Raw genomic sequence first — 24101 nt, forward strand, 5'->3', positions numbered from 1 at the left:
ATAGATGTGATAGGTGAGGAGGATATAGGTATGGGACAAGCAAAAGACTCTAGTCAATCGAGCCATAATATGAAATGGTGGCAATTATCCCTATTTGGTGTAGGGTGTACAATTGGTACAGGTTTCTTTCTAGGGACTAGTCTAGGGATTCAATTAGGTGGTCCAGCTATGCTTTTGGCGATTATTATCGCAGGGATCGCTACGTATATCGTCTTCGATGCGTTGGCTAATTTGACAGCGGACCACCCAGAAAAAGGTGCATTCCGTACGTATGCGAAGCAAGCCTATGGACAGTGGGCTGGTTTCAGTATTGGCTGGATGTACTGGTTTTCGGAAATATTAATTATGGGAAGTCAATTGACAGCATTATCGATTTTTTCTCGGTTTTGGTTTTCACATATTCCATTATGGGTATTTGCGGCAGGCTATGCAGTGTTAGGAATTATCGTCTTATTGGTCGGTTCGAAGGCATTAAGCCGTTTGGAAAATATATTTGCCGTAATGAAACTTGCAGCCATTCTTATGTTTATTGTGATTGCAGCTCTATATGTATTTGGTTTCTTTAGTGGCGTAGGTGAATTAAATACACCACAATCTATTGGAGATTTCTTTCCGACTGGATGGACTGGTTTTTGGGCTGCTCTGATATTCGCATTTTACGCGTTTGGTGGCATTGAAATAATGGGGTTAATGGCTATTCAGTTAAAGGATCCTAAAGAAGCACCAAAATCGGGAAAAGTCATGATCTTAACATTAGTTATCATTTATGTTATATCTCTTGGTCTTGCATTACTATTAGTCCCTTGGAATGATTTTACAGCAGATGAAAGTCCATTTGTCGTAGCACTTGGTGATTTTAATATGGATTTTATTCCTCATCTCTTTAATGGTGCCATTATTATTGCGGGGTTTTCCACAATGGTTGCGTCGTTTTATGGGGTGACCACGATTCTTGTATCATTAGCCGAAGATGGTGATGCGCCAAAAGTGTTTGCCAAACAGGGAAAATTAGCAATTCCACTACCAGCATTAGGCATATTGATCATTGGTTTAATTGCATCGATTATTTTATCGCTTGCTTTACCAGAGAAAATCTACACTTATATCACTACAGGCGCAGGCCTTATGTTATTGTATAACTGGTCGTTTATCATTATGTCGGCGCAAAAGTTACGAGACCCCGCTATCAAAGACCGCGTAAAGTATATGACGGGTATCGTTTTAATCCTAGCGGGGGTTAGTGGGACGATTTCAGATAAGACAAACCGCCCAGGCTTTTTTATCAGTATTGGAATCCTAGTAGTTATTGGAATTGTTGTTTTGTTCATGCGCCGAAAATGGAAAAAGAATGACAAACATTAATGATCTAGTAATAGTACAATCCCTTGATACCCAAAATAAATACCGAAACCGATTAGCACGATACCAGATAGGATGGCAATTAAATGAAGTACTTTTTCATTTAGTATTTTACGAAACCCACTGGAAACACCTGCCATGAAGAGATCCCATGTTAATAATCCTAAAAAGATGGCACCGCTATAAAAAATGAGTGCTTGTGTACCATAGGTAGCTGCAGTCTTTGCTAAAACAGATCCATAAATTCCTAACCAAAATAAAATGGTTAAGGGATTTGTAATGGACATCATAAATCCTGTGAAGAATGATCTATGCAGCCGGACAGCACTTCGACTATTATTTGCTTTTATTTCTTTTGTGCTAACCATACTTTCAATCCCTGTATAAATGAGGACAAACGCACCAAATAACCATAAAAAGGTTTGGATAAACGGTGTATCGATCAAATGGAAAATTCCTAAGTAAACAATGAGCATGTATATGCCGTCTGCCACAATAGCACCAAGCCCTACAAACCATGCTGGGAAAAATCCCCCTTTAATCCCTTTATCAAGCTGTGCTGCATTTACGGGTCCAATTGGAGCTGCTAATGATAAGCCTAATAACACATAACTAAGAAATACATTCACAAATTTCACCCCACCAATTAGCTTGTCTATCCATATATATTCAAGGTGGGTTGCTTGTACCACAAAAGGATGAAATTAATTATAATCCTTACTGGCTAAATCATTGGAAAAATTGTATAACTTCACGAAAATAGGACAATGTAAGAAAAAAATTGCTAGAGAAGGTGATCATTGTATACGAAAACTGGGGATTTCAAGCAGCTATTGATGCGATTTATGAAGCAGAATATGTAATGACAGATGTAACAGGAGATTTTAAACAGGCACAGTAAACATTGCTACAAGCATAACAATTATTCCAGGAAGTCATGGGAAATGGGTATTCTGGAACTGTGGAGCTGCAACGTGACTTTCTGCATCCACAAGAGTTGTTAAGCACAGCTAATAACAAATCAACATTGATTTAGGTAGGTTTTGACTAACTTGGATCGAACTTTAGCATTATGAAACCTCACCTCAGCATACTTATCCTTTAGACAACGTAAAAAAGGTTGCCGTGTTACAGGACAACCTTTTCTACTAAACCTTTTTCCTTGATAGTAGTTCCATTTTTTACATATACTCTTGGCACACGTTTTCCTATTAAACAAGCTGTTTCATAATGGATCGTTTGCATTTGTTCTGCAACTTCTCCTAATGAAATATAGCCCTCTTTTGGATCACCAAAAATGGTAAATACATCATCTTCTGTTACATCGGCAATGTTTGTAACATCAATCATGGATTGGTCCATACAGATTCTACCTACAATAGGCACTTTTTTCCCTTTTACCGTTACATTTCCTTTGTTAGAAAGTAGTCGAGAAAATCCATCTGCATAGCCAACTGGAATAGTCGCAATTCTAGCTGGCTCTTCTGGTGTAAATGTACAACCATAGCTAATTGGCTCATTTGATTCGACTGTTTTAATAAAGGCTGGTTTTGTCTTAAATGTCATCGCTTGTTTAAGCTTAATGTAGGATTCTAAATGATCACTAGGATAAAGACCATACAAGCTAACACCAACGCGAACCATATCTAGATGCATTTCTGGAAAGGCAATGGTTGCTGCACTATTACAGCAATGTTTTATTGGAATCGTTACATCATGTTGCTCCAAGTAGTTGACGACATCTGAAAAATGGGCAAATTGTTTTCTTGTATAGCTTGGATCTGGATTATCAGCATCTGCAAAGTGGGTAAACACACCCTCTAGTTTGACAAATTCAGATGTAATGGACTGGATAAATTGTAATGCTACTGTTTTTTCTTGGATTCCAATTCGATTCATGCCACTATCTATTTTCAAATGGATATAACTATATTTTTTCAATGATTCACTTACTTCAATGATACGTTCCAATACATCATTCCGAAATACGGTTAATGTAATATCATGTTGGATCGCATCTTCTACTGCGTCGGGGGCTGTGTAGCCTAGTACTAAGATTGGTGCAGTAATGCCTGCTTGACGTAATTGGATTGCTTCATCAAGTAATGCGACAGAAAGATATTCAGCACCTGCATCTAATGCTGTTTTGGCAACTTCTACTGCTCCATGTCCGTAGCCATCTGCTTTCACAACTGCCATTAACTTACTAGCAGGATTGATGTGTTGTTTAAATGCGTGGACATTCTGTTCAATGGCGTCTAACGAAACTTCTACCCATGTGTCACGGTAACTTCCATGGTTCATCATTATATACCCCCTCTTTGTATCTATTATACCATGATTATAATTCGCCTGTTTACTAACTAAAAGGCCAATTTTGTACGTTATAGCTTTGTCGTCATTTATCCTGCATGTAACGTGCAGTAAGACCCCCACTTCAAGATTTCTTAGGAGATCCAAGAAAGATAAGTGGGGGATACAAACTGCCCGTAAATGTCCGATTCGTTCAACTAACAATCAGTGGGGGAGGAAAGGACCCCCCCACTGATTGAAGTTTCAATTTATTTAGGCCTTCTCGTATGAAATGTCTTGCATATAAGATGGATTATGCGCAATAGTTTTAGCTATGAAAACCGCTACGGAAATACACTTCACTTTCACCATGGGCATAAGTGCGACATCTGTTCAAACTTTACGTTTTCACAGTGTCTACTTAACCGCAAGCACGGCCTCAGCCTCCTCGGTAGAAAACCACTTCCTGCTCAGGTCTAGATGCGTGCTGTTCCTGCAGGAGTCGACTGTCCTACACTCCAATCAACTAGTATATTAGCAATAGCAATGATTAGAAAGAGGACAGCACACATCAGCGAAGGAAAAACACGAAGACTCCTGCGGGGAGTAGGAGATAGGTGAGACCCCACAGGGCGCTAGCCCGAGGAGGCTCACCACTCCCCCGCGGAAAGCGAAGTGTTTTTCCGTAGCGAAGCAATGTGCACATCCTAACTACTGCACATTATATAGATTATTCGTCGTAGAAAACAACAAAGTATGCGAAAAGAGGCTTTATTTAAAGAGTTATGTTACTTTTATTTTGATATCAATTCCAGACAGCCGCTAAGGTTCTTAGTTGGAAAAGGACACTGAAACGTACAGGATGAAAACACCCTTCAAGTAAGAATTGAAGGGTGCTATATTTTTTTGAAAATGGTCTATTTCTTCATTGCGTCTTCTACTGTAACGAAATTGTATCCTAGGTCTTTTGCTACTGCCTCAAAGGTTACATTACCATTCATTATGTTTACCCCAGTTTTTATTGCAGGGTTGTCGTTAATTGCTTGGTTTACACCTTTTGAAGCAATTTGTACTGCATATGGTGTCGTAACATTTGTTAATCCGATCGTAGCTGTACGTGGTACCGCACCAGGCATGTTAGCAACTGTATAGTGAACAACCCCATGTTTTTCATACGTAGGATCATCATGTGTGGTAATGCGATCACTTGTTTCAAAGTTTCCACCTTGGTCAATGGCAACGTCCACCACTACAGATCCAGGATTCATGGATTTAACCATTTCTTCTGTAACCAATTTAGGCGCTTTAGCACCAGGAATTAAGACAGACCCAATAACTAAGTCTGATTCTTTAACTGCATCTTCAATATTAAATGGGTTGGACATTAATGTTTGTGCGCTTGATCCAAAGATATCTTCTAATTGACGTAGACGATCTGGATTTAAATCAATAATGGTTACATCTGCACCAAGTCCTACTGCGATTTTAGCAGCATTGGTACCAACCATTCCGCCACCAATAACCGTTACTTTTCCACGTTTCACACCAGGAATACCACTTAATAGAATTCCTTTGCCACCTTTTGTTTTTTCAAGGAACTGTGCACCAATTTGCGCTGCCATACGACCTGCCACTTCGCTCATTGGAGAAAGCAGTGGTAGAGTACCATTTACTGTAATTGTTTCATATGCAATTGCTGTTACTTCTTTTTCTACTAGTGCTTTTGCCAATTCTGGTTCTGCAGCCAAATGTAGGTACGTAAATAGGATAAGACCTTTACGGAAATAACCATATTCAGAAGGTAATGGCTCTTTAACCTTCATGATCATTTCAGCTTTTCCCCATACGTCTGAAGCGCTTTCAATAATTTCAGCACCTGCTTGTTTATATTCTTCGTTTGTAAAACTGCTACCAAGACCTGCATCAGATTCAATTAATACAGAATGACCAGCTTTTACTAAATTCACAACGCCAGCTGGTGTCATGGCAACACGGTTTTCGTTATTTTTAATTTCTTTAGGTACTCCAATGATCATTGATAAGATCCCCCTTATTCGTTCATATTAATTTCATTATAAAACCAAAATAAAAATATTTCCTCATGGAGAAAACTAAAAATAAGCGGAACGATTTGTTTGAAATCACAAATCATCCCGCTTCATGTTTTCTATTAATAGATCAAGGTATATCGTTACTTTTTGATTTGGGTCTTTTAAATTAATAGAGCCAACTTCAGCAATTCGTTTTAACCTGTAATTGAGCGTGTTTGTATGGACATGCATGGCTTTTGCCGCCTGGTGCACATTACTATCACATTGGAGGTATACCTTCATTGTTTTTAGTAAATCTGCATTATTTCGTTTATCATAGGTTCTTAATTTTTCAATCGAATAGTTTTGATAATGATCCCGTTCTTGTACAAGTGAAAGCTCATCTAGAAATTGAAAAATACCAAGTGCATGATAACTGTATACATCGTTTAACTGCTGTGGGAATTGCGCTTTTAACTCGAGTACTTTTAATGCTTGTCGATAACTATTTTGCATATAGATCGGTGTTTGATAAATGATTCCAAAGGATCCTGTGATATCTTGTAATTGCAATCGTTCGCTTATTTTTCGGATGAAATCTGTGATGAGGTCTTTCACAACAGAAATCGACGCGTTTGATTCGGGTACCCGAATGAGTAATAATAATTGATTTTGGTCAAATACACGACAAACGACATGTGCTTGTTGCAATGTTTCGGTTAAATAGTAGGCATGCTTTTCAATAGATTGTGTTATATCTGTATTAAAATCGATGATACCAATGGTTACATCGCCATCTAGTTCCATGTTATATTGCTTGGCAAGTCGCTCAATTTCCCTTTGTTCCTGGATATGTCCAGTTAATAATTGCCAGAAAAATTCTTGATAACTTTTATCCGATTTTCTATTTTTGACCTTTAATTGTAATAGTTGCTGTTTGACAAGACTGGCTGCTTCTTTTAAGAGTTGCAACTTTTCGGGGTCAATTTGTTTGTTATCCGTTTGAGCCCATATAAAACCAAGAATTTCATTATATTTACGGACAGAGACAGCTACTCGGTTACCGAGTCCAACTTCTTTAATTGCAGGGATAATTACAGGTTCATCACTCTCGAATAATTTGGACATCACACCACTTTTCCATAAGCCATTAATGACATGATTTGGTACTTTTCTACGCATAATGGTAGCGATTCTTGCATCATCGACATTATCCTCGTGTTTACTGTAGGATACAATTCGGTGGTTCGCATCTTCTATTGTAATGGGGCACCCTAAGATTTCCGCAATCCGATCTGCCAAACCTTCAGGGGAGTCAAATGTATCTTTAAATAGATCTGAATGGGTAGAACGACTCATCATCCATTACTCCTTCCCTCAAAATCATCCTTTCTACCTTGATAGTAAAAGGAAACATCCTCTAAAGGATACCACATTTCACACCTAGAAATGGATCGAAAAGTCTCGTTTAGTTTGTGAAATTAAACAAAAGGAAGCATAAAAATTTTGTCGAAATACTAAACTAAAAAAGTTAAAAGGTATGGTATACTCAATAATGCCTCATCCTACCAAAATGAAAACGTTTTATCAAATATCCACAAAGGGGTAGTTTTTATAGAGTTTATTTTACTAAAAAATTACCTGAAAAATTATATTCTTCTCGTAAATTCATACACAACTAGGGGGTAAACATATGAAAGATATATTACGAATTGGAAGCGCTTTTATCGGGATTATCGTTGGGGCAGGCTTTGCATCAGGGCAGGAGATTTTGCAATATTTTACAAGCTTTGGGCATATTGGAACAATTGGTGCTGTTATTAGTACCGCACTTTTTGCCTATTTAGGTATGTGGTTAACAAAGCTAGGTACACGAATGAAGGCTACATCACACAAAGAAGCGATATACCGTGTTAGTGGTCGTTATCTTGGGGTGATTGTTGACTATATCATTATCTTTACCTTGTTTGGTGTTGGGGTCGTGATGATCGCAGGAGCAGGTTCTATACCGAATCAACAGTTCGGGATGCCGCCAATCGTCGGTATTACGTTAATGACTGTTCTTGTCGTCTTAACCATCATGTTGAATGTAGAACGTGTCGTAAATATTATAGGTAGTATTACACCCTTTTTGATTATCGGTGTTATTATCATTTCCGTTTATAGCTTAACAACAATGGATTCAACCTTCGCATCATTGGAACCTTTTGCAAAAGAACAACCATCAGCACTGTCACATTGGCTAATGTCTGCTATAAACTATGTATCGTTTAACATTGCAGTAGGTGCATCGATGGCATTATTAATGGGGGGGAATGAGACAGATGAAAGAACGTCCTCAATCGGTGGACTTGTTGGTGGTTTTGGTTTGGGGCTTCTTATTGTATTAAGTCATCTCGCTATTTTCTCTAAAATTGATGTGGTTGCAACAGCGGACATGCCGATGTTAAAAATTGTGGATGATATTTCTCCTTTACTAGGAACTTTCTATTCGCTCGTATTATTCGGGATGATCTTTAACACAGCAATCAGTATGTTCTTCTCATTCTCAGCACGATTTACAACAGTTGGAACGAAGAATCACAAAGTATTCGTCATTATTACAGGGATTGTAGCGTTTGGATTAGGATTTGTTGGGTTTACGGATCTTGTTTCCTTCTTCTATCCATTAATTGGTTTCTTAGGATTGTTCCTAATCGTAGCACTCTTGGCCGCACCATTCCGATTAAAAAAAGAAACAAAAGAACGTTCACAAGTTTAGTAAATATTGTTCGTGAAAGACTGGGCACAGCACAAAGCCTAGTCTTTTTTCTATGGGATTTTGCTGTATTCTATGTTGTTTTTTTACCGTTGTAATTTGCCTATATTGCGACATAACTAAATATCTTTGTTTTCCGCTTCGGAAAGTCGCTTTTTAGCGGACAACACTTCAGCTACTCGTAAAGAAAAACTTGGCACCTGCAAAGCATTTAGGCGTGGCAATAGCATAGTTGCACTTAGGTGTGCACAGACAAGCGGCCTCGACTTACTTTCGACAGCATTTCATAATCGATTGTGTAAAAGAGAAGACTACTTGATCCAATTTTCCGAAATCGTGTATTTCCATGGTGGTTAGTTACTTCGCAGTATAACCTCACTATTCATTAAGCTTCATATTTGAAAAAGCAACAATATTTTAAAAAGCAGCTTTTGCAAAAACACTACATCACCGCGCTTTTGGTTTCTAATATGTTTCAATTATACTAGAAAATGGTTATGCTAAGGATAGACATATATTCAAATGGGAGAGAGCTGTGCATGTATTCTAATTCAGAAAAGTTTATTACGACATTTACACGAATAGAAAAGATATTAAAGTCTTTGGTATATAACCGAAAAGATATTGGGTTTGCTCGTGCTGTGAAATTATTAAGTCAGGTAAACGGAATTGTTAATCGCTATTGCGATGATTTATTAGAATTTGCTGCATTACGAAATGCTATTGTACACAATAAAGTGGATATGGCTTATGCAATCGCGGAGCCACATGATTCGGTTGTCGAAAAAATAGAGGAAATCGAACGGGAGCTTACCCAACCAAAAAAGGTGATTCCCTTATTTAAAAGTGATGTGTATACCTTTCAAGCAGAAGATTCATTAGCAAGTTTATTAGAAATCGTTCACAAAAAAGCATTTTCTAAGTTTCCGATTTATGATGGGAAGGAGTTTAAAGGGTTAATTACGCAAAAAGGGGTAACCAATTGGATGGCAACACATGCGAGGCATAAACAATTGCCTACAGAAACCATTACATTGGATGATGTTTTAGAACATGAGGAAAAAGATAATTATCGGTTTATCAACCGTGATACACCAGTATATGAAGCAGTTGCATATTTTAGAGAACAAGTTACGGAAGGGAATCGCTTTGAAGCATTACTCATTACAGAAGATGGAAATCCATCAACTCAATTAGAGGGAATAATTACAGCATGGGATATTTTAGAAATACCTTAGCGGCACGAAGACGTATACTCATCTTCCGTCTTCGTGCCTATTTTAAAAGATAAGAATGTATAAAAAGTTGGCTTTATTTTGTTCATATACAGGAACAGCCACGTCCAGCTCCAGGGCCTACCCCCTCGAGGTCATAAGTCAATCCACATTACGCGCAAAAAGCGCCACGTCGAGGCTTGGCTTATGCTTGGCAGATAAGAAAAACTTTCTTACTGCATAAGTGCAACTAAGGTTTTCGCCACTTGGAGAAAAGCCTAGTTTTCTAATCGGGGGTGATCAAGGCGCTTCTAGCTATTGTTCTTACATGTTAACTGGCAGGCTGACAATGTTCTGGTAGGACTGATTGAAGTTGCACTTTATCGTTTGATAACAGCTTGGATAACATGGCCAACTCCAGTGTGTCGTGTTCCTTCACTTCGTTCTGCTTCTCCATAGTAAAAATGAAGGCATTGATATGGCTTGATCCAAGAAAGAATATCGATAGGAGAATATAAATTATCAACAGTAGGTGGTCCACCTGTTTGATACGTTATTTGTTCTTCTGAGTATACCTCCAATATCACATAACCACCAGGTTTTACAGATTGAATAATATTTTCGATGAAAAAGTGTTGACTCTGTTTCGGTACATGGCCAAACACTAAAACAGCAGCATCATATTGTTTAATAGGCGCTTTTTCGGCTGTTAAGTCCATTTCTATCGTATTGACATCTACATTATGATGGGTAGCTAATTGCTTCGTTTTTTGCAGGCCTACCTTAGATTGGTCATACGTTGTTACGTGATGACTGAGTTTGGCTAGGTGAACGGCATTTCGTCCTTCTCCTTCTGCAAAACAGCCAATCTCAGACGCTTTGGGAATTATGTCACTTTTCTCTATGATGAAGGGATTAGCTTGTGTACCGTAAACATACCCCTCTTCGGAAAAACGGTTATTCCAGAGTTCCTTTGACATCTTATTCACTCCTTTTCATTATAGCTTATATAAAATTAGATATATTTTGCAAGGCTGTTTTAAAAGATTATTCTTTTTTAATACGTATTTGATAGATTATACCAGTAAACTAAACCGTTGATTTCCGTAGCGGTTTTTTATAGATAAAACTACTGCACATTATATAGATTATGCTCCGTAGAAAAAAACAAAGTGTGTGAAAAGAACCTTTAAGTATAAATCTTAATGCATAATTCATAAATTAAGCGTAGTAACTGTAGTTATAATCTATTTGTTATAGAAGGTTCAAATTTGGTAGTACCAATTAGTAGTATAATAGAAGTAGGAAGTAGAACCTTCCTTAATCTATTGTGGGGGAGTGCTTGTTATGAAAAGAAAAATTTTAGTAGCCTATGATGGTTCGGATTTGAGTAAAGAGGCCCTTGAAGAGGCCAAGCTACAAGCCAAAGGAGTACCAGAAACAGAGGTTCATATCGTATCTGTTGTGACACAAGCTGGGCCAACAACCAATATTGGTGTCGCATTAAGTATTGAACTACAAATAGCAGAGCAATTAGAACCAGAGATGGGTAAGATTGAGGAAGCGTTCGAAAAAGAGGATATTACGATTTACACACAAGTTGTGATTGACTATTATCAACGCAATGCAGGCCGAAAAATTTGTGAGTATGCAGAGGAAAATGAAATCGATCTAATCATGGTTGGTAGTCGTGGACTTGGCGGAGTGAAAAAAATATTTTTAGGAAGTGTCAGCAATCATATCGTCCAACATGCCCATTGCCCGATTTTAATCATTAAATAGTTAGTATAAAAAGGAGGTGTAGTATGAAATGGGTACTACACCTCCAAATTGTTTTTAGAACCAACGGCTTAAATCTGGATATCCACTGACTGCCCAGGCACCATCTACTAATAAACTTGCACCATTTACATAACTAGCTTCTTCACTAGCCAAAAATAGTGCTGGTGCTGCAATTTCTTTTGGATCGGCAGCGCGATTCATTGGAATTCTTTCCATAAATGCCTCTTTTATTTCAGCATTCGAATTAAACCCTTCGGTTAATGGGGTATCTACCAAGCCAGGTAAAATAGCATTTACACGTATATTGTGTCGAGCTAGTTCTAGTGCGCCATTTTTCGTTAACATTTCCACACCAGCTTTTGCCGAGGTATAGGCAGCTCCAGAATACATTGGTACATGTGCATTAAGGGATGAAACATTCACAATCGCTCCACCAGACTCTTGCTTTTTCATTTGGCGTGCTTGATGTTTCATACCTAAGAATACACCATTTAATACGAGATCCACTGTGAAATTCCAATCTTCTTTGGAAAGATCTGTAATAACGCCGGCTTTACTAGCACCAGCAACGTTATACGCAAAATCTAGCTTTCCAAACTGCCCAACAGTCTTTGAAACAAGTTGTTCATGGTCCTCTTCCTTGGTTACATCAGCTTTTACACCAATAAATTTATCCTTTAATTGTGACTCAAGCTGACGTAATCCTTCTTCATTTAGATCAGCACCAACAACAGTCGCTCCTTCGTTTATTAACTGCTTTGTGATGGCATAACCAATCCCTGATGCTGCCCCAGTTACAAGTGCTACTTTATTCGTAAAACGTGTTGTCATTGTATCTCCTCCTTTAGAATAAAAAAGATTTAATATAATAGTATAGTAAGTTGATAGAATTATCTATCAATTATGTCTATCTATGGTAGAAAAATAGTGAAGGAAGTTTTAAGTGATAATAACCTCTAATTGTATCTTGAGTATAGGAGTCAGGATTTTAATCCATGAATCTTCCAATTGATATGGCAATTTCACTGGGAATCTCTTAAAATAAGAGTAAGTACCGATTTTTCATTTGGGTAGGAGGTTATCTCAATCGTTAGTGTTGAATTGATCATTTTTTTGGTTGTCTTATTTCTGATTGCCTTAATTGGAACAATGTATGTTTTTAAACAGGAAGAAAAGAAATTAAAGCAGTATGAACACGAAGATACGGTCGAAAATGAATTGAAGCGCTCACATGAATATGAAACACAATCATTATCATCAAATGTACCTAGGCTGTTATGGATTTATAGTATTACCATTGTGTTATCATTAATTGTCTTTCTTATATATGTCATGTAATCAAACTATTGGAGGAAGTATGAAATGACGAAACAAGCAACTGTCTGTGTAATCGGTAGTATCAACATGGACTTGACTATTACGACGACAAAAATGCCAAAACAGGGCGAGACTGTATTAGGTGGGGATTTTGCAACATATCCTGGCGGAAAAGGAGCGAACCAAGCAGTTGCTGCTGCTAGACTTGGGGCGAACGTCCATATGATTGGAGCTGTTGGGCAAGATGAGTTTGGAACATCCCTTTTAAACCATTTAAAAACAGAAGGTATTCATGTAGATGGAATAGTAAGTAGCAACGAAGCCTCAACAGGTGTTGCCAATATTATTCTTTCTGAACAGGATAACCGTATCATTGTGGCATCTGGTGCAAATAAAACTGTATCGCCAGAACTTGTTGACCAATATCAAGAGCTGATTAAACAAAGTGATATGGTGTTACTGCAATTAGAAATTCCAATAGAAACGGTTTTACACACGGTTGAACTTGCCTCTAGTTATGGGGTTCCTGTTATTGTAAATCCTGCACCTTATCAGGAATTACCAGATGCACTTCTAAAAGGTGCAACATATGTAACTCCAAATGAAATTGAAGCACAAGCAATGCAAGAACATAGTGGGATTCAATCGATTCTTGATAAACAAATTATTACCAAAGGCGAACATGGCGTTGATTATATTGATGGTGGACAGCAATTTACAATACCAAGCTTTCAAGTGGAGGTGAGAGATACCACTGGTGCAGGTGATACCTTTAATGGTGCATTGGCAAGATCTCTTGGAGAAGGCGCCTCGCTGAAGGAAGCTATTTATAAAGCTAATGCTGCGGCAGCCATTTCTGTTACAAAAGTAGGTGCACAAGGTGGCATGCCAACCAAAGAAGAAGTTGAAAAATTTATCAAAGAACAAAATCAAGAGTAGACCCTACTATTTTACGTGGGTATTAACTAAGGAGCGATCATATTGGAAAAGGTTATTTTAGATGTCGATACAGGAATTGATGATGCATTAGCCATTCTCTTAGCAGCAGAAAGTAAACAATTAGATATACTCGGAGTAACAGCTGTAAATGGAAATGTTCCAATTGATACGGTTGTAACGAACACGAAAAAGGTATTGCAGTTATTTGATAACATGAATACGATTCCTGTTTATAAAGGTGCTCATCAGCCAATTTTGCGCTCGACACATTATGCATTTCATGTTCATGGAGAAGATGGATTAGGTGGAGCATTGCAGGATATGGAAGTAGCAAAAAATGAGGATATGTATGCACCTGATTTCATCATTGAACAGGCTCGTAAACACAAAGGAGAGCTCACACTTATTATGGTCGGTCCTTTAACCAATTTGGCCTTAGCTGTACAAAAGGAGCCTAGGTTATCAGATTGGGTCAAAAAAGTAGTCGTAATGGGTGGTCTTGTGTCAGAAGGTGGCAAAGGGAATACATTACCAACATCTGAATTTAATATATATGCTGATGCAGAGGCTGCTAAGATGGTATTTCATTCTGGTCTTCGCATTCAATTAGTTAGTTTAGATGTAACCTTAAAGGCGTTTCTTACAAAGGAACGTATCGAGCAATTAAAGGGAACGAAATATTACGAGTTTGTCATGCAAAGTACAGAAATTTACAGGGAGATGGCTCGTAAAAAGTTCGATTTAGAAGGCTGTGCCTTACATGATCCATTAACGGTTGGAGTGGTCATTGATCCAACATTGGTGGAAACAGAGACCTACTACGTTGATGTGGAGACAAAAGGAGAAATAAGCTACGGGCAAACGGTATGTGACTTTCGCAACCTCTTAGGAAAAGAGCCGAATGTGGAAATTTGCTTAGATGTAGATCATAAGCGATTTATTGATTTATTTATAGAGACACTGCGAGTAAACGAAAATAAATAGAATGATACCCCAAGATGGTTAGAAATGTCTTGGGGGTTTTTATTGCAAAGTTTATAAAAGCGTGTTGCTTTCAAGTATGAAACATCCTGCATATAAGATGTATTATACGCAATAGTTTTAGCTATGAAAATCGCTACGGAAATATACTTCGCTTTCACCATGGGCATAAGTGCGACATCTGTTCAACTGTTCGTTTCACAGTGTCTACTTTACCGCGGGTGGCTGTTGAGCCTCCTCGTGCTACTCGTCTTTAGGGGTCTCACCTATGCCTCTTCGACGAACAGGACGTTCTAGTGTCGGCGTTGGTCACAGGACGTGACCGACGTTAGCCGACGAACTGCAGGAGTCTCCGTATATTTCCTACGCTTGTGATATGTTTTTGGCTAAGTCATTATTTATAGTAATCGTTTTTATGGAGTTATGGTCAGCCTAATAATTGTTGGGAAGCTATTCCAAGCTGCGGAAAATGCGAGACTCCTACGGGAAAAGGAACAGTCTGAAGACCCCACAGCGAGCGTACTTTGCTCGCGAGGAGGCTGAAGCGTTCCCCGAGGAAAGCGAGTGTTTTCCGCTGCGGTGGTTGAGCACTCATCCTATAAAGGATGATAAGGAAATATATTAAAACTATTGCGCACAATATAGATTATGCGTAAAAACAACAAAGTATACGAAAAGTGCCTTTATTTTAGTTTACGTAATAGACGTTTTAAATACTTTTCTACTATTCTTTCCCTGGATAATTTCTAATAACTTCTCTGTCATGAATTTAGAGGAATAACGGAACCCTCCTTGAACCCATTCAATGATCAGCCCAAGTAGTGCATGTGCATGGTAACTTGCCAAAAACTCGCTTTTTAGGTTGGATTGATGGTTATTGATTAATAAATCTTGTAATAGTAGATTTTTTATGACATCACCTAGTTTATTTTGTAACTCTTGTAAGTCTGGGGATGTAAGCATTAAGGAATAAAAGGTTGCATGGCTTTGTACGTGATCAAAAATTTTAATAGCAGAAGTAGATAGAGTGGAGATATCAAACCTATCTATATTTTGATATGGTTGCCGATAAGCATTGACTAAATCTTCCAACACATCGTCAATCATGGCTTCTAGTAATTCTTCTTTGTATTGATAATGGTTATAAAATGTTCCACGATTTACATCTGCCTGTTGGACAATTTCTGAAATCGAAATGGCCTGGAAAGGTTTTTGTTCCATAAGAATGAGGAGTGCGTCTTTTAATTGCTTTTGTGTACGAAGAACCCTTCGATCTTTGCAATTCGAAACATTAGTCGACATATATCCCTTCACCTGTCCTTTATTTACCTATTATTATACAAAACTACCAAAGATTGATGCTTATTGAACAAAATAGAGTTTATTTGCTTATTGATAGGACTCCTTAGTAGAATTATACTATAAATAGAAGTCAGATTATACAAACGTTTTTGACAAAAGTGAAAACGATTTCAAAAAGGAGGAAAATGTATGAGGTTAGAAGGAAAGGTCGCTGTTGTAACTGGAGCAGGATCCGGAATGGGAAAAGAAATTGCAAAGTTGTATGCCAAAGAAGGCGCAAGTGTTATCGTATCTGATATTAACGAAGAAGGTGCGAATCAAACCGTACAAGATATTGAAGCAGATGGTGGAAAAGCCAAAGCGGTTGTTGCGAACGTAGCAAAAGAAGATGATGTCCAACATATGATTGATGAAGCAGTTAATACATATGGGACACTCGATATTTTAGTTAATAATGCAGGTATTATGGATAATATGGTCCCTGCTGGTGACTTGACTGATGAGTTATGGGACAGAGTTTTAAGTATTAATACATCTGGTGTCATGCGTGCTACACGTAAAGCATTATCTATTTTTATGGAAAAAGAAAGTGGAGTGATTGTAAATATCGCATCAGCAGCAGGACTTGCTGGTTCGAGAGCAGGTGCAGCGTACACAGCTTCCAAACATGCAGTAGTAGGATTCACAAAAAATGTTGGGTTCCAATATGCAACTAAAGGAATTCGTTGTAATGCTATTGCACCAGGTGGTGTTAATACGAACATTGGTACGACTATGGCGGATCCGAATAAATTTGGGATGGAACGAGCAACTATTGGAGCAAGTGCAAATCCGAGAAGTGGTGAACCTGAAGAAATTGCCAATATTGCTCTTTTCCTTGCGTCTGATGATGCGTCCTTTGTTAATGCAGACGTGATTCGAGTAGATGCTGGATGGTTGGCATATTAGATAATATTGGTGAAGTTTGATAAAGTTAATAGAAATTTTGTGGCTCTCCCTACATAGTGAAATAAAGGTTTCCACTATGTAGGGAGTTTATTTATGTATTGACAATTTAGATAAAACCTAATAATCTATACAACATGACCAATTGGTTACATATATGACTTACTGGTCTTTAGGGGGATTCAGATGAGTAAACGAACAGAATTAATGAATCAAGCCACCCATTTATTTTCCAAAAAAGGTTTTCATCAAACCTCAGTTCAAGAAATAGCACAAGCAACAGGAATTTCAAAGGGTGCTTTTTATAAACACTTTCAATCAAAAGAAAATATCCTCATTACAATTTTAAATCAATACTACGAAAAAATATTAGAACATGCTACTTCTAAAAATACATCTACCAATTTATCAAAAAAAGAAATGATGAAGCAAAACCTTGAGGCTGAATTAGAAGAATGGTTTGCTAATCGTGAGTTTTTCACGGTACTATTTCGTGATTTTCCACCAAATGAAAACGAAGATATTACTGCAATTATGAAGAAGTTAAATACTTCCTTAATGGAAAATCACCGCAAACGCTTATTAGATGCCTATGGAAGTGCTATTAACCCATTTATATTTGACCTTGTCGTCATTCTAAGAGGGATGTTAAAGGAATATATTATATTTGTGATATTTCAACAAAAAAATATTTCGATTCCTAAATTAGCTGATTTTATTGTTTCGAGTATTGATGCAATCGTTGAGTCTTTAGACGAAATGGAACCAGTATTAGTAGAGGAAACTGTCCATCTAGAGAAGATCAATGTTGAAGCAGAATTAAAAAAACGTTTAGAACAGGTACAGAAAGATATTGAAAGCTCTTCTGTACTTACGGTTGATAAACAAAAATTATTAGATGCTGTCCATGCACTACAGGAAGAATTAATCAAGGAAAAGCCAAAATCATTCTTAATCGAAGCACTCTTTACGTATCTTAAAACAGAAAAAAGTTTGGAAGAACAAGTGATAATCTTAGAAAATATTTTTATTAATCACAGTGGAAAGCTTTAAAATGGGCAGGTTTTACGGTACACCATGAAAAAATGAGAAGAGAGGGAAACATATGGGGGAAAACGTAGACAATACACCGAGTAATCAACCAATCAGCCGAATACCAATTATGATTGTATTAATCTCGGGTGCCTTTGTGGCAATTCTAAATCAAACTTTATTAGGTACAGCACTGCCACCAATTATGCATGATTTAGGATTGACAGAAAATACAGTACAATGGCTCCAATCCATTTTTATGTTGGTAAATGGAATTATGATACCAATAACAGCCTTTTTAATTGGCCGTTTTACAACAAGAAGGTTATTCTTAACAGCAATGACTACATTCGCTTTTGGTACTTTGATCTGTGCGATTGCGCCCAGTTTCGGATTATTGATGGTAGGAAGAATCTTACAAGCGGCTGGTGCTGGGATTATGATGCCACTCATGCAAACGATTCTATTTCTGATTTTCCCTATAGAAAAACGCGGTGCGGCAATGGGGATGTTTGGGTTAGTCATTGCATTTGCCCCTGCAATTGGTCCTACACTTTCAGGCTGGCTTGTAGAGCATTATCCATGGAGAAGCCTATTCTATGTCGTTTTACCTATTGCCATTGTAGATATCATTGTAGCGTATTATATTCTTAAAAATGTTACGAAACGAACATTCCCCAAAATTGATCCATTATCAATCGTTTTATCGACGTTTGGATTCGGCGGTCTATTGTATGGCTTTAGTGTTGCTGGTGATATGGGTTGGGTAAACTGGCAAGTGATTGGCTCCTTAATCATTGGAACGATTGCATTAAGTTGGTTTATTACTAGACAATTGAAGTTAGAACAACCGATTCTAGAATTTCGAGTGTTTAAGAACAAAATATTCACGTTAACGACAGCACTTGGGATGATTGTATTTATCGTCATGATTGGAGCAGCTGTCATTTTACCATTACTCATGCAAAATATGTTAGGTTTTTCGCCAATGATGTCAGGTCTTGCATTGTTACCTGGTGCAGCTGTAATGGGCTTAATGAACCCTATTACAGGTAGGTTGTTTGATAAATATGGAGCTAGGTGGTTATCGATTATCGGTCTTTCGATTGTTGTTGTGACAACCTTTATGTTCGCCGCTCTTAGTGCTGACACATCCTTTACGTATATTGCAGTGGTAAATGCTATTCGGATGTTAGGGGTTGCGATGGTCATGATGCCAGTGACAACAGCAGGCTTAAATCAGCTTTCCTCAACGATGATTCCACATGGTACAGCAATGAATAATACGATGAGGCAAGTAGCAGGTGCGGTTGGGACTGCATTACTCGTAACGGTAATGACAACTAGTTCACAACCAGATCAAGGTGTAGAGGGACTTGTACATGGGGTGAACGTATCATTTATAGTGGCTGGTATGTTTGCAATTATTGGTCTTGTCATGACATTCTTTATTAAGCCCAAAAATATAGAAACAGCAAAAGAGGAAACGGTTGAAAGCAAAGAGGCACAACAAGCATAACTGTTATAGAAACTCCCCATCACTTCCTTTACAAGAGGAAGGTTGACGGGGAGTTATTGTATATCGAAAGAAAAGGATGCTTCTTTCTCAAATTGGCCATGTTGAAACGTTCGTTCTATAAAGGTTACACGATTATGATGGTCAACCAAAACCACTGTGGAAGATCGAGTTCCATAATCAGGTGTTTGGATAAATAGAGGTGATAATTTCCGTTCCAATTCGATTCCAATTCCTGTTTGTGGCAATTCATCATCCTGCGCTTCTTCTGCATCTGATGTGATTTCAAATAAAGCATCTGCATGCAGCTGATCATTGTTTTTCACATAGGTATGCAACATATTTTTTCCCTTTACGACTTTAGGCCATTGCGTATTTAAAAATTGATTACTAAGGCTGTGAGTACCAGGTGACAAAGTGGTGATCCCCTGTTGAATGTTATTGTAGTACACTAATTGGTCTGGGGTGCCGACAATTACATTAAATCCTACATAGTTATCCTTGTTTTTGTGAAGTGTTTTAACATAATCTTCTGGTGCATCGTGGCCAGACAAATAATTTCGGACAATCGCACCACGGGATATCTTACCTTTTATTGGCTGCTTCGGATTCCGGTAATTGGTTAATGCTGCAAAGCGTCCACTTTTTGTTATTCCGAGCCATGTTCCTTTATGCTCTAAATCACGTCCAGCTAATATGTTTGGCTCATCTTCCCAGAAATGTGCAGGTGCAGTCGGCCGTTTGTAAAATTCATCCCGATTTGCGGCAACAATCAATTTATAAGTTGGATGATCCTGAAAATGTAGATTAATTAAGCACATCGTTATTTCCCCTTTATTTTAATTCATTATTCTTTATTATACATGCAATTCAATCACTTTTGTTGCTTTTTACCATATTACTGCTATTAGCATGGATTCAAATTCAGTTATAACAAATCCAGCAAATTTGCCAACAGCATATGTATCCACAACTTTCCAATACGATCCAAGGATAAAATTTCCTTGGGTCATTTTTAATTTTGACGGAAAATCGACAGTTATCCTAGACGGTGCTCTTATGATTTACGAATAACGCGGTGATACTGTATACTTATGCGAAAGTATTTTTACAATAAGCGATAATGAGAAGGTGTATTGGCGTGCAATTAAAGGATTTAGTCATTCGGCAAAAGAGATTGTTATATCCTCTTATTTTGTTTGCACTATTAACTGGATTAGCAATTGTCATGCAAGCGTATTATATGGTAGCCATTGTTGATCATGTTTTTTTGCAGCAGGAAAGTTTTCAAGCAATTATCCCATTGTTAATTGGCTTACTTGTCGTATTACTGCTCCGAGCTGTCTTTCATTTTGTGAATGGGAAAATGGGCATTCAACTAGCCAGTCAAGCAAAACAGCATATTCGAGAGAGTCTCATTCGCCATTATACCAAGAATCCAATTCAAGCAGCCTTACAAGGTCAATCTGGACAGCGGGTTAGTCTTGTAATGGATGTCGTAGATGAACTGGACAGTTATTTTAAAACCTATATTCCACAGGTTATTCAAACTTCTATCATTCCATTAATTATACTGATCGTTGCATTCACACAGCATATCTATACAGGTATTATTATCTTGATTACTGCTCCATTCATTCCACTGTTTATGTTCTTAATTGGTAAGAAAACCAATGATAAGTCTGTCGAGAAAATGGATGAAATGGCTTCGTTTTCGGGGCAGTTTTTAGATACATTGCAAGGGATTATGACCTTGAGGTTATTTGGAAGATCGAAGCAACAGGAAAAGTCAATAGAAAAGGCGAGTAATGGTTTTAAAGAAGCGACCATGGATGTTTTGAAAGTTGCTTTTACCAATTCATTAATGCTTGAGTTAATATCCATGCTTAGTATGGGACTTATAGCACTTGAAGTGGCTATTCGGCTTATTATATTCCAGGATATTTCCTTTTTTACAGCTTTCTTTATGCTGGTGCTTGCGCCTGAATTTTATACAGCCTTAAAAGAATTAGGGAACGCTTTTCATGCAGGCCGTGGAAGTATGGGAGCAGCCGAAAAAATACAAGCTGAATTAGAGCTGTCTGATGAAGCGGTTAGTTGGGGAAATCGACAACTGGATACGGCTGTACAGCCTCCAAAACTTAGTCTACAGAATGTATCATTTCAATATCAGGAGGGAGGATTTGCATTACAGCAGATTCGTGCAGATATTTTGCCCTATCAGCAAGTTGCAATTGTTGGAAAAAGTGGTTCTGGTAAAACGACATTGCTCCAAGTATTAGCTGGAGTTGTGACACCAATGGAAGGGGATTATTTCATCAATGATAGACCTCGCTCTATTTATCAGGAAGCAGATTGGTTTGATGCAATAAGTTATATTTCACAAGATCCTTATCTCTTTTCGGGAACGATTGAAGAAAACATTTCAATTGGGACAACCAGAAAGGCATCTCGCCATGAGGTGCAAAGAGCAGCAGAAAAAGCTGGCATCATGCGTTTTGTTGTGTCACTAGATCAGGGTCTGGATACGACAATTGGTGAAGGGGGAAGAGGGTTATCAGGAGGCGAAAAACAGCGAATTGCATTAGCAAGAGCGTTTCTCAAACAGCCATCTGTCGTGTTATTTGATGAACCAACAACAGGCCTTGACCTGGAAACTGAACGTATTTTACAGGTGTCTATAGCAGAACTAGCAAAAGAAGCAACGATGATCACGGTTGCGCATCGTCTTCATACGATTCAGCAAGCTGATCAGATTATGTTTTTGGAAGATGGGAAACTGTTAGCTGTTGGTACACATTCGGAGTTACTTAAGCAAGTGGGGGCCTATCATAAGATGGTAACAATCCAGCGGGGAGGTGCGATCACGTGAAGGAACTTTTATATGTCATAAGTTTAGTCATGACCGAGAAGAAGGATATTTTGCTTTCCATTCTTTTTGGTGTCGTTACAGGTCTTGCTGCTGTTGGATTGTTCGCCTCAAGTGGGTATTTAATTTCCAAGGCAGCATTAGCACCCCCTTTATATACGTTGACTATTGTCATTGCCAGTGTAAAGCTATTGGGAATGACTCGAGCGTTTAGTCGTTATGGAGAACGTTATTTCTCCCATCGTGCAACCTTTAGTCTCTTAAGTCATATTCGCGTTTACTTTTACAAGCGGCTGGAGCCGTTAGCTGCTACCATTTTTCAACGTTATCGAAGTGGAGATTTATTAGCACGAATTGTCGGCGATGTGGAAACACTGCAGAATTTCTTCTTACGTGTTTTATATCCACCAATTGTGTTAGTGATCGTTTTCTTAAGTACGATTTTCTTTACTGCTTACTTCTCAGTTGCTATTGCGTTCATATTATTGATTGGAATGGTCTTGACATCGTTTGTCATTCCAGTATTTTTTGCTTGGAGACAGCGGAAAGTGGACCAGCATGTACGGAAGAGTCGAGGAAATCTGTCTACAGAGGTAACTGAGTTCTTATATGGTTTTCGTGATTTAAAGTTATATCAGCAATTAGGGCAAAAGAAAAAGCAATTGATGCGTATGTCAGATGGCTATATTCAAGAACAGGAAAAAGAAAGTACCCAGCATATCTTGGGGGAGTCTGTAAATCAGTTAGTTTCATTTCTTGTGTCGTGGTTTGTCATTGCACTAGGAGCTTTTTATGTAGCGGAAGGACAATTGGATGGCATCTTCTTGGCAATGTTAGTTATGATCTCGTTAACAGTATTTGAAAATACAGGTGCAATGGCTGTTTTGCCGAGCCACCTAGAAGATAGTCGCCAAGCTGCAACCCGATTGTTTTCCGTAGTGGAAAAAGAACCTTTACAAGAGGGAGTGGATGAACGAGAAGAAAGGAAATCTATTTTTGCGGATGGTGAGGGGATAGAAGTGAAAATGGAAAATGTCTCATTTTCGTATCCAAATGATCCACGTCCAACCATTGATCATGTTAGTGTAACCATACCACCTGGATCAAAAACAGCAATTGTAGGACCAAGTGGTTCCGGTAAATCAACCTTATTGTATTTGCTGCTGCAGATGTATTCCCCGACAGAAGGAGCAATTTTTTTCAATAAGCAAAATATAGACAGGATACAAGAAGAGACATTATGGTCTCATACGAATGTCGTTCTCCAAAAGAATCATTTCTTTTATGGAACCGTACGGGAGAATTTGCTACTTGCAAATGAGCGCGCAAGTGACGATGAGATGAAACGTATATTAAACAAAGTGGAGCTTGAGTATGTAGGGTTAGATGATGCTGTTCTAGAGAAAGGTGAAAATTTATCCGGTGGAGAAAAGCAGAGGCTAGCGATAGCAAGGGTGCTATTACGAAAGGCCAGTCTTTGGTTATTGGATGAGCCAACCTCTTCCATTGATGCAGTAACAGAGCAGACAGTTTTTCAGCATTTCCGAGAAGCTGCAAATGAAAACACACTCGTATTGGTCAGTCATCGATTAACTAGTCTGGAGCAGATGGATCAAATTATTGTGATGGAGCAGGGACGGATCGTTGAACAAGGGTCGTATAAAACGTTAATGACCAAAAAAGGATATTTATATGAATTGAAACAAATCGAAAAAGATGTCTTTACCATGTAAAAAGAAGCGAGCAGATTTCAAGTGCTTGCTTC

20 protein-coding genes are annotated in these 24101 nt (G+C 38.1%); 12 read left to right on the forward strand and 8 right to left on the reverse strand.

Translation table 11 applies throughout. The features are described 5' to 3' along the window. Positions 1-30: 30 nt before the first annotated feature. Positions 31-1362, forward strand: coding sequence for an amino acid permease (locus GHC26_RS10140; protein ID WP_163971151.1), 1332 nt, complete (start codon positions 31-33; stop codon positions 1360-1362). Here GHC26_RS10140 and GHC26_RS10145 read toward each other — a convergent pair. The 4 genes from GHC26_RS10145 to GHC26_RS10160 form a co-directional block, all read right to left on the reverse strand. Next, a complete protein-coding gene (locus GHC26_RS10145) occupies positions 1359-1988 on the reverse strand; it encodes a LysE family transporter (protein ID WP_163971152.1) in 630 nt (209 codons plus the stop codon). The two genes, GHC26_RS10140 and GHC26_RS10145, sit on opposite strands and share 4 nt — an antisense overlap. A gap of 499 nt (positions 1989-2487) precedes the next feature. After that, positions 2488-3663, reverse strand: coding sequence for an alanine racemase (gene alr / locus GHC26_RS10150; protein ID WP_163971195.1), 1176 nt, complete (start codon positions 3661-3663; stop codon positions 2488-2490). 905 nt (positions 3664-4568) lie between these two features. Further along, positions 4569-5687, reverse strand: coding sequence for an alanine dehydrogenase (gene ald, locus GHC26_RS10155; RefSeq protein WP_163971153.1), 1119 nt, complete (start codon positions 5685-5687; stop codon positions 4569-4571). 105 nt (positions 5688-5792) lie between these two features. Then, entirely contained in the window at positions 5793-7040 is a 1248-nt protein-coding gene (locus GHC26_RS10160) for a PucR family transcriptional regulator (protein ID WP_226376912.1), read from the reverse strand. A gap of 334 nt (positions 7041-7374) precedes the next feature. On the opposite strand from GHC26_RS10160, the gene GHC26_RS10165 reads away from it, so the two are divergent. Both GHC26_RS10165 and GHC26_RS10170 read left to right on the forward strand, forming a co-directional pair. Then, positions 7375-8442, forward strand: coding sequence for a YkvI family membrane protein (locus GHC26_RS10165; protein WP_163971155.1), 1068 nt, complete (start codon positions 7375-7377; stop codon positions 8440-8442). A gap of 536 nt (positions 8443-8978) precedes the next feature. Further along, positions 8979-9677, forward strand: a complete 699-nt coding sequence (locus GHC26_RS10170) for a CBS domain-containing protein (protein WP_163971156.1) — start codon at positions 8979-8981, stop codon at positions 9675-9677. Between the two features lie 356 nt (positions 9678-10033). On the opposite strand, the gene GHC26_RS10175 is transcribed toward GHC26_RS10170, so the two are convergent. Continuing rightward, positions 10034-10633, reverse strand: a complete 600-nt coding sequence (locus tag GHC26_RS10175; protein WP_163971157.1) for a class I SAM-dependent methyltransferase — start codon at positions 10631-10633, stop codon at positions 10034-10036. Positions 10634-11000: 367 nt separating this feature from the next. Between GHC26_RS10175 and GHC26_RS10180 the strand changes: the two genes are divergently transcribed. Further along, on the forward strand, positions 11001-11435 hold the full coding sequence (locus GHC26_RS10180; protein WP_163971158.1) for a universal stress protein: 435 nt from the start codon (positions 11001-11003) through the stop codon (positions 11433-11435). A gap of 54 nt (positions 11436-11489) precedes the next feature. Here the strand turns inward: GHC26_RS10180 and GHC26_RS10185 are convergent, their stop codons facing one another. Next, the gene (locus GHC26_RS10185) at positions 11490-12266 is read right to left on the reverse strand and encodes an SDR family NAD(P)-dependent oxidoreductase (RefSeq protein WP_163971159.1); all 777 of its coding nucleotides are present in this window, start codon (positions 12264-12266) and stop codon (positions 11490-11492) included. 270 nt (positions 12267-12536) lie between these two features. On the opposite strand from GHC26_RS10185, the gene GHC26_RS10190 reads away from it, so the two are divergent. From GHC26_RS10190 to GHC26_RS10200, 3 genes are read left to right on the forward strand one after another with little or no spacing between them, the layout of a single operon-like run. Next, positions 12537-12773: a hypothetical protein gene (locus GHC26_RS10190; RefSeq protein ID WP_226376913.1), complete on the forward strand. Its 237-nt coding sequence runs from the start codon at positions 12537-12539 to the stop codon at positions 12771-12773. Between the two features lie 24 nt (positions 12774-12797). Next, positions 12798-13691: a ribokinase gene (gene rbsK / locus GHC26_RS10195; protein WP_163971160.1), complete on the forward strand. Its 894-nt coding sequence runs from the start codon at positions 12798-12800 to the stop codon at positions 13689-13691. 42 nt (positions 13692-13733) lie between these two features. After that, positions 13734-14675, forward strand: a complete 942-nt coding sequence (locus tag GHC26_RS10200) for a nucleoside hydrolase (RefSeq protein ID WP_163971161.1) — start codon at positions 13734-13736, stop codon at positions 14673-14675. A gap of 690 nt (positions 14676-15365) precedes the next feature. Here the strand turns inward: GHC26_RS10200 and GHC26_RS10205 are convergent. After that, entirely contained in the window at positions 15366-15974 is a 609-nt protein-coding gene (locus GHC26_RS10205) for a TetR/AcrR family transcriptional regulator (RefSeq protein WP_163971162.1), read from the reverse strand. A gap of 189 nt (positions 15975-16163) precedes the next feature. Between GHC26_RS10205 and GHC26_RS10210 the strand changes: the two genes are divergently transcribed. From GHC26_RS10210 to GHC26_RS10220, 3 genes are all read left to right on the forward strand, one after another. Continuing rightward, positions 16164-16922, forward strand: a complete 759-nt coding sequence (locus GHC26_RS10210) for an SDR family oxidoreductase (RefSeq protein ID WP_163971163.1) — start codon at positions 16164-16166, stop codon at positions 16920-16922. A 183-nt stretch (positions 16923-17105) separates the two neighbouring features. Then, positions 17106-17972 carry a TetR/AcrR family transcriptional regulator gene (locus GHC26_RS10215; protein WP_163971164.1) on the forward strand — a complete coding sequence of 289 codons (867 nt, stop codon included), beginning with the start codon at positions 17106-17108 and terminating at the stop codon, positions 17970-17972. 52 nt (positions 17973-18024) lie between these two features. Continuing rightward, a complete protein-coding gene (locus GHC26_RS10220) occupies positions 18025-19470 on the forward strand; it encodes an MDR family MFS transporter (RefSeq protein ID WP_163971165.1) in 1446 nt (481 codons plus the stop codon). Between the two features lie 53 nt (positions 19471-19523). Here GHC26_RS10220 and GHC26_RS10225 read toward each other — a convergent pair whose 3' ends face one another. Next, positions 19524-20288 carry an NRDE family protein gene (locus tag GHC26_RS10225; RefSeq protein ID WP_163971166.1) on the reverse strand — a complete coding sequence of 255 codons (765 nt, stop codon included), beginning with the start codon at positions 20286-20288 and terminating at the stop codon, positions 19524-19526. Between the two features lie 320 nt (positions 20289-20608). Here GHC26_RS10225 and cydD point away from each other — a divergent pair, with 320 nt between their 5' ends. Together cydD and cydC are read left to right on the forward strand one after the other, a co-directional pair. Then, positions 20609-22339, forward strand: a complete 1731-nt coding sequence (gene cydD / locus GHC26_RS10230) for a thiol reductant ABC exporter subunit CydD (RefSeq protein ID WP_226376914.1) — start codon at positions 20609-20611, stop codon at positions 22337-22339. After that, a complete protein-coding gene (gene cydC / locus GHC26_RS10235; protein WP_163971168.1) occupies positions 22336-24069 on the forward strand; it encodes a thiol reductant ABC exporter subunit CydC in 1734 nt (577 codons plus the stop codon). The genes cydD and cydC overlap by 4 nt, the downstream gene beginning before the upstream one ends. Positions 24070-24101: the final 32 nt, after the last annotated feature.

This window comes from Oceanobacillus halotolerans (assembly GCF_010993955.1).
Classification (GTDB): domain Bacteria; phylum Bacillota; class Bacilli; order Bacillales; family Amphibacillaceae; genus Oceanibacillus_A; species Oceanibacillus_A halotolerans.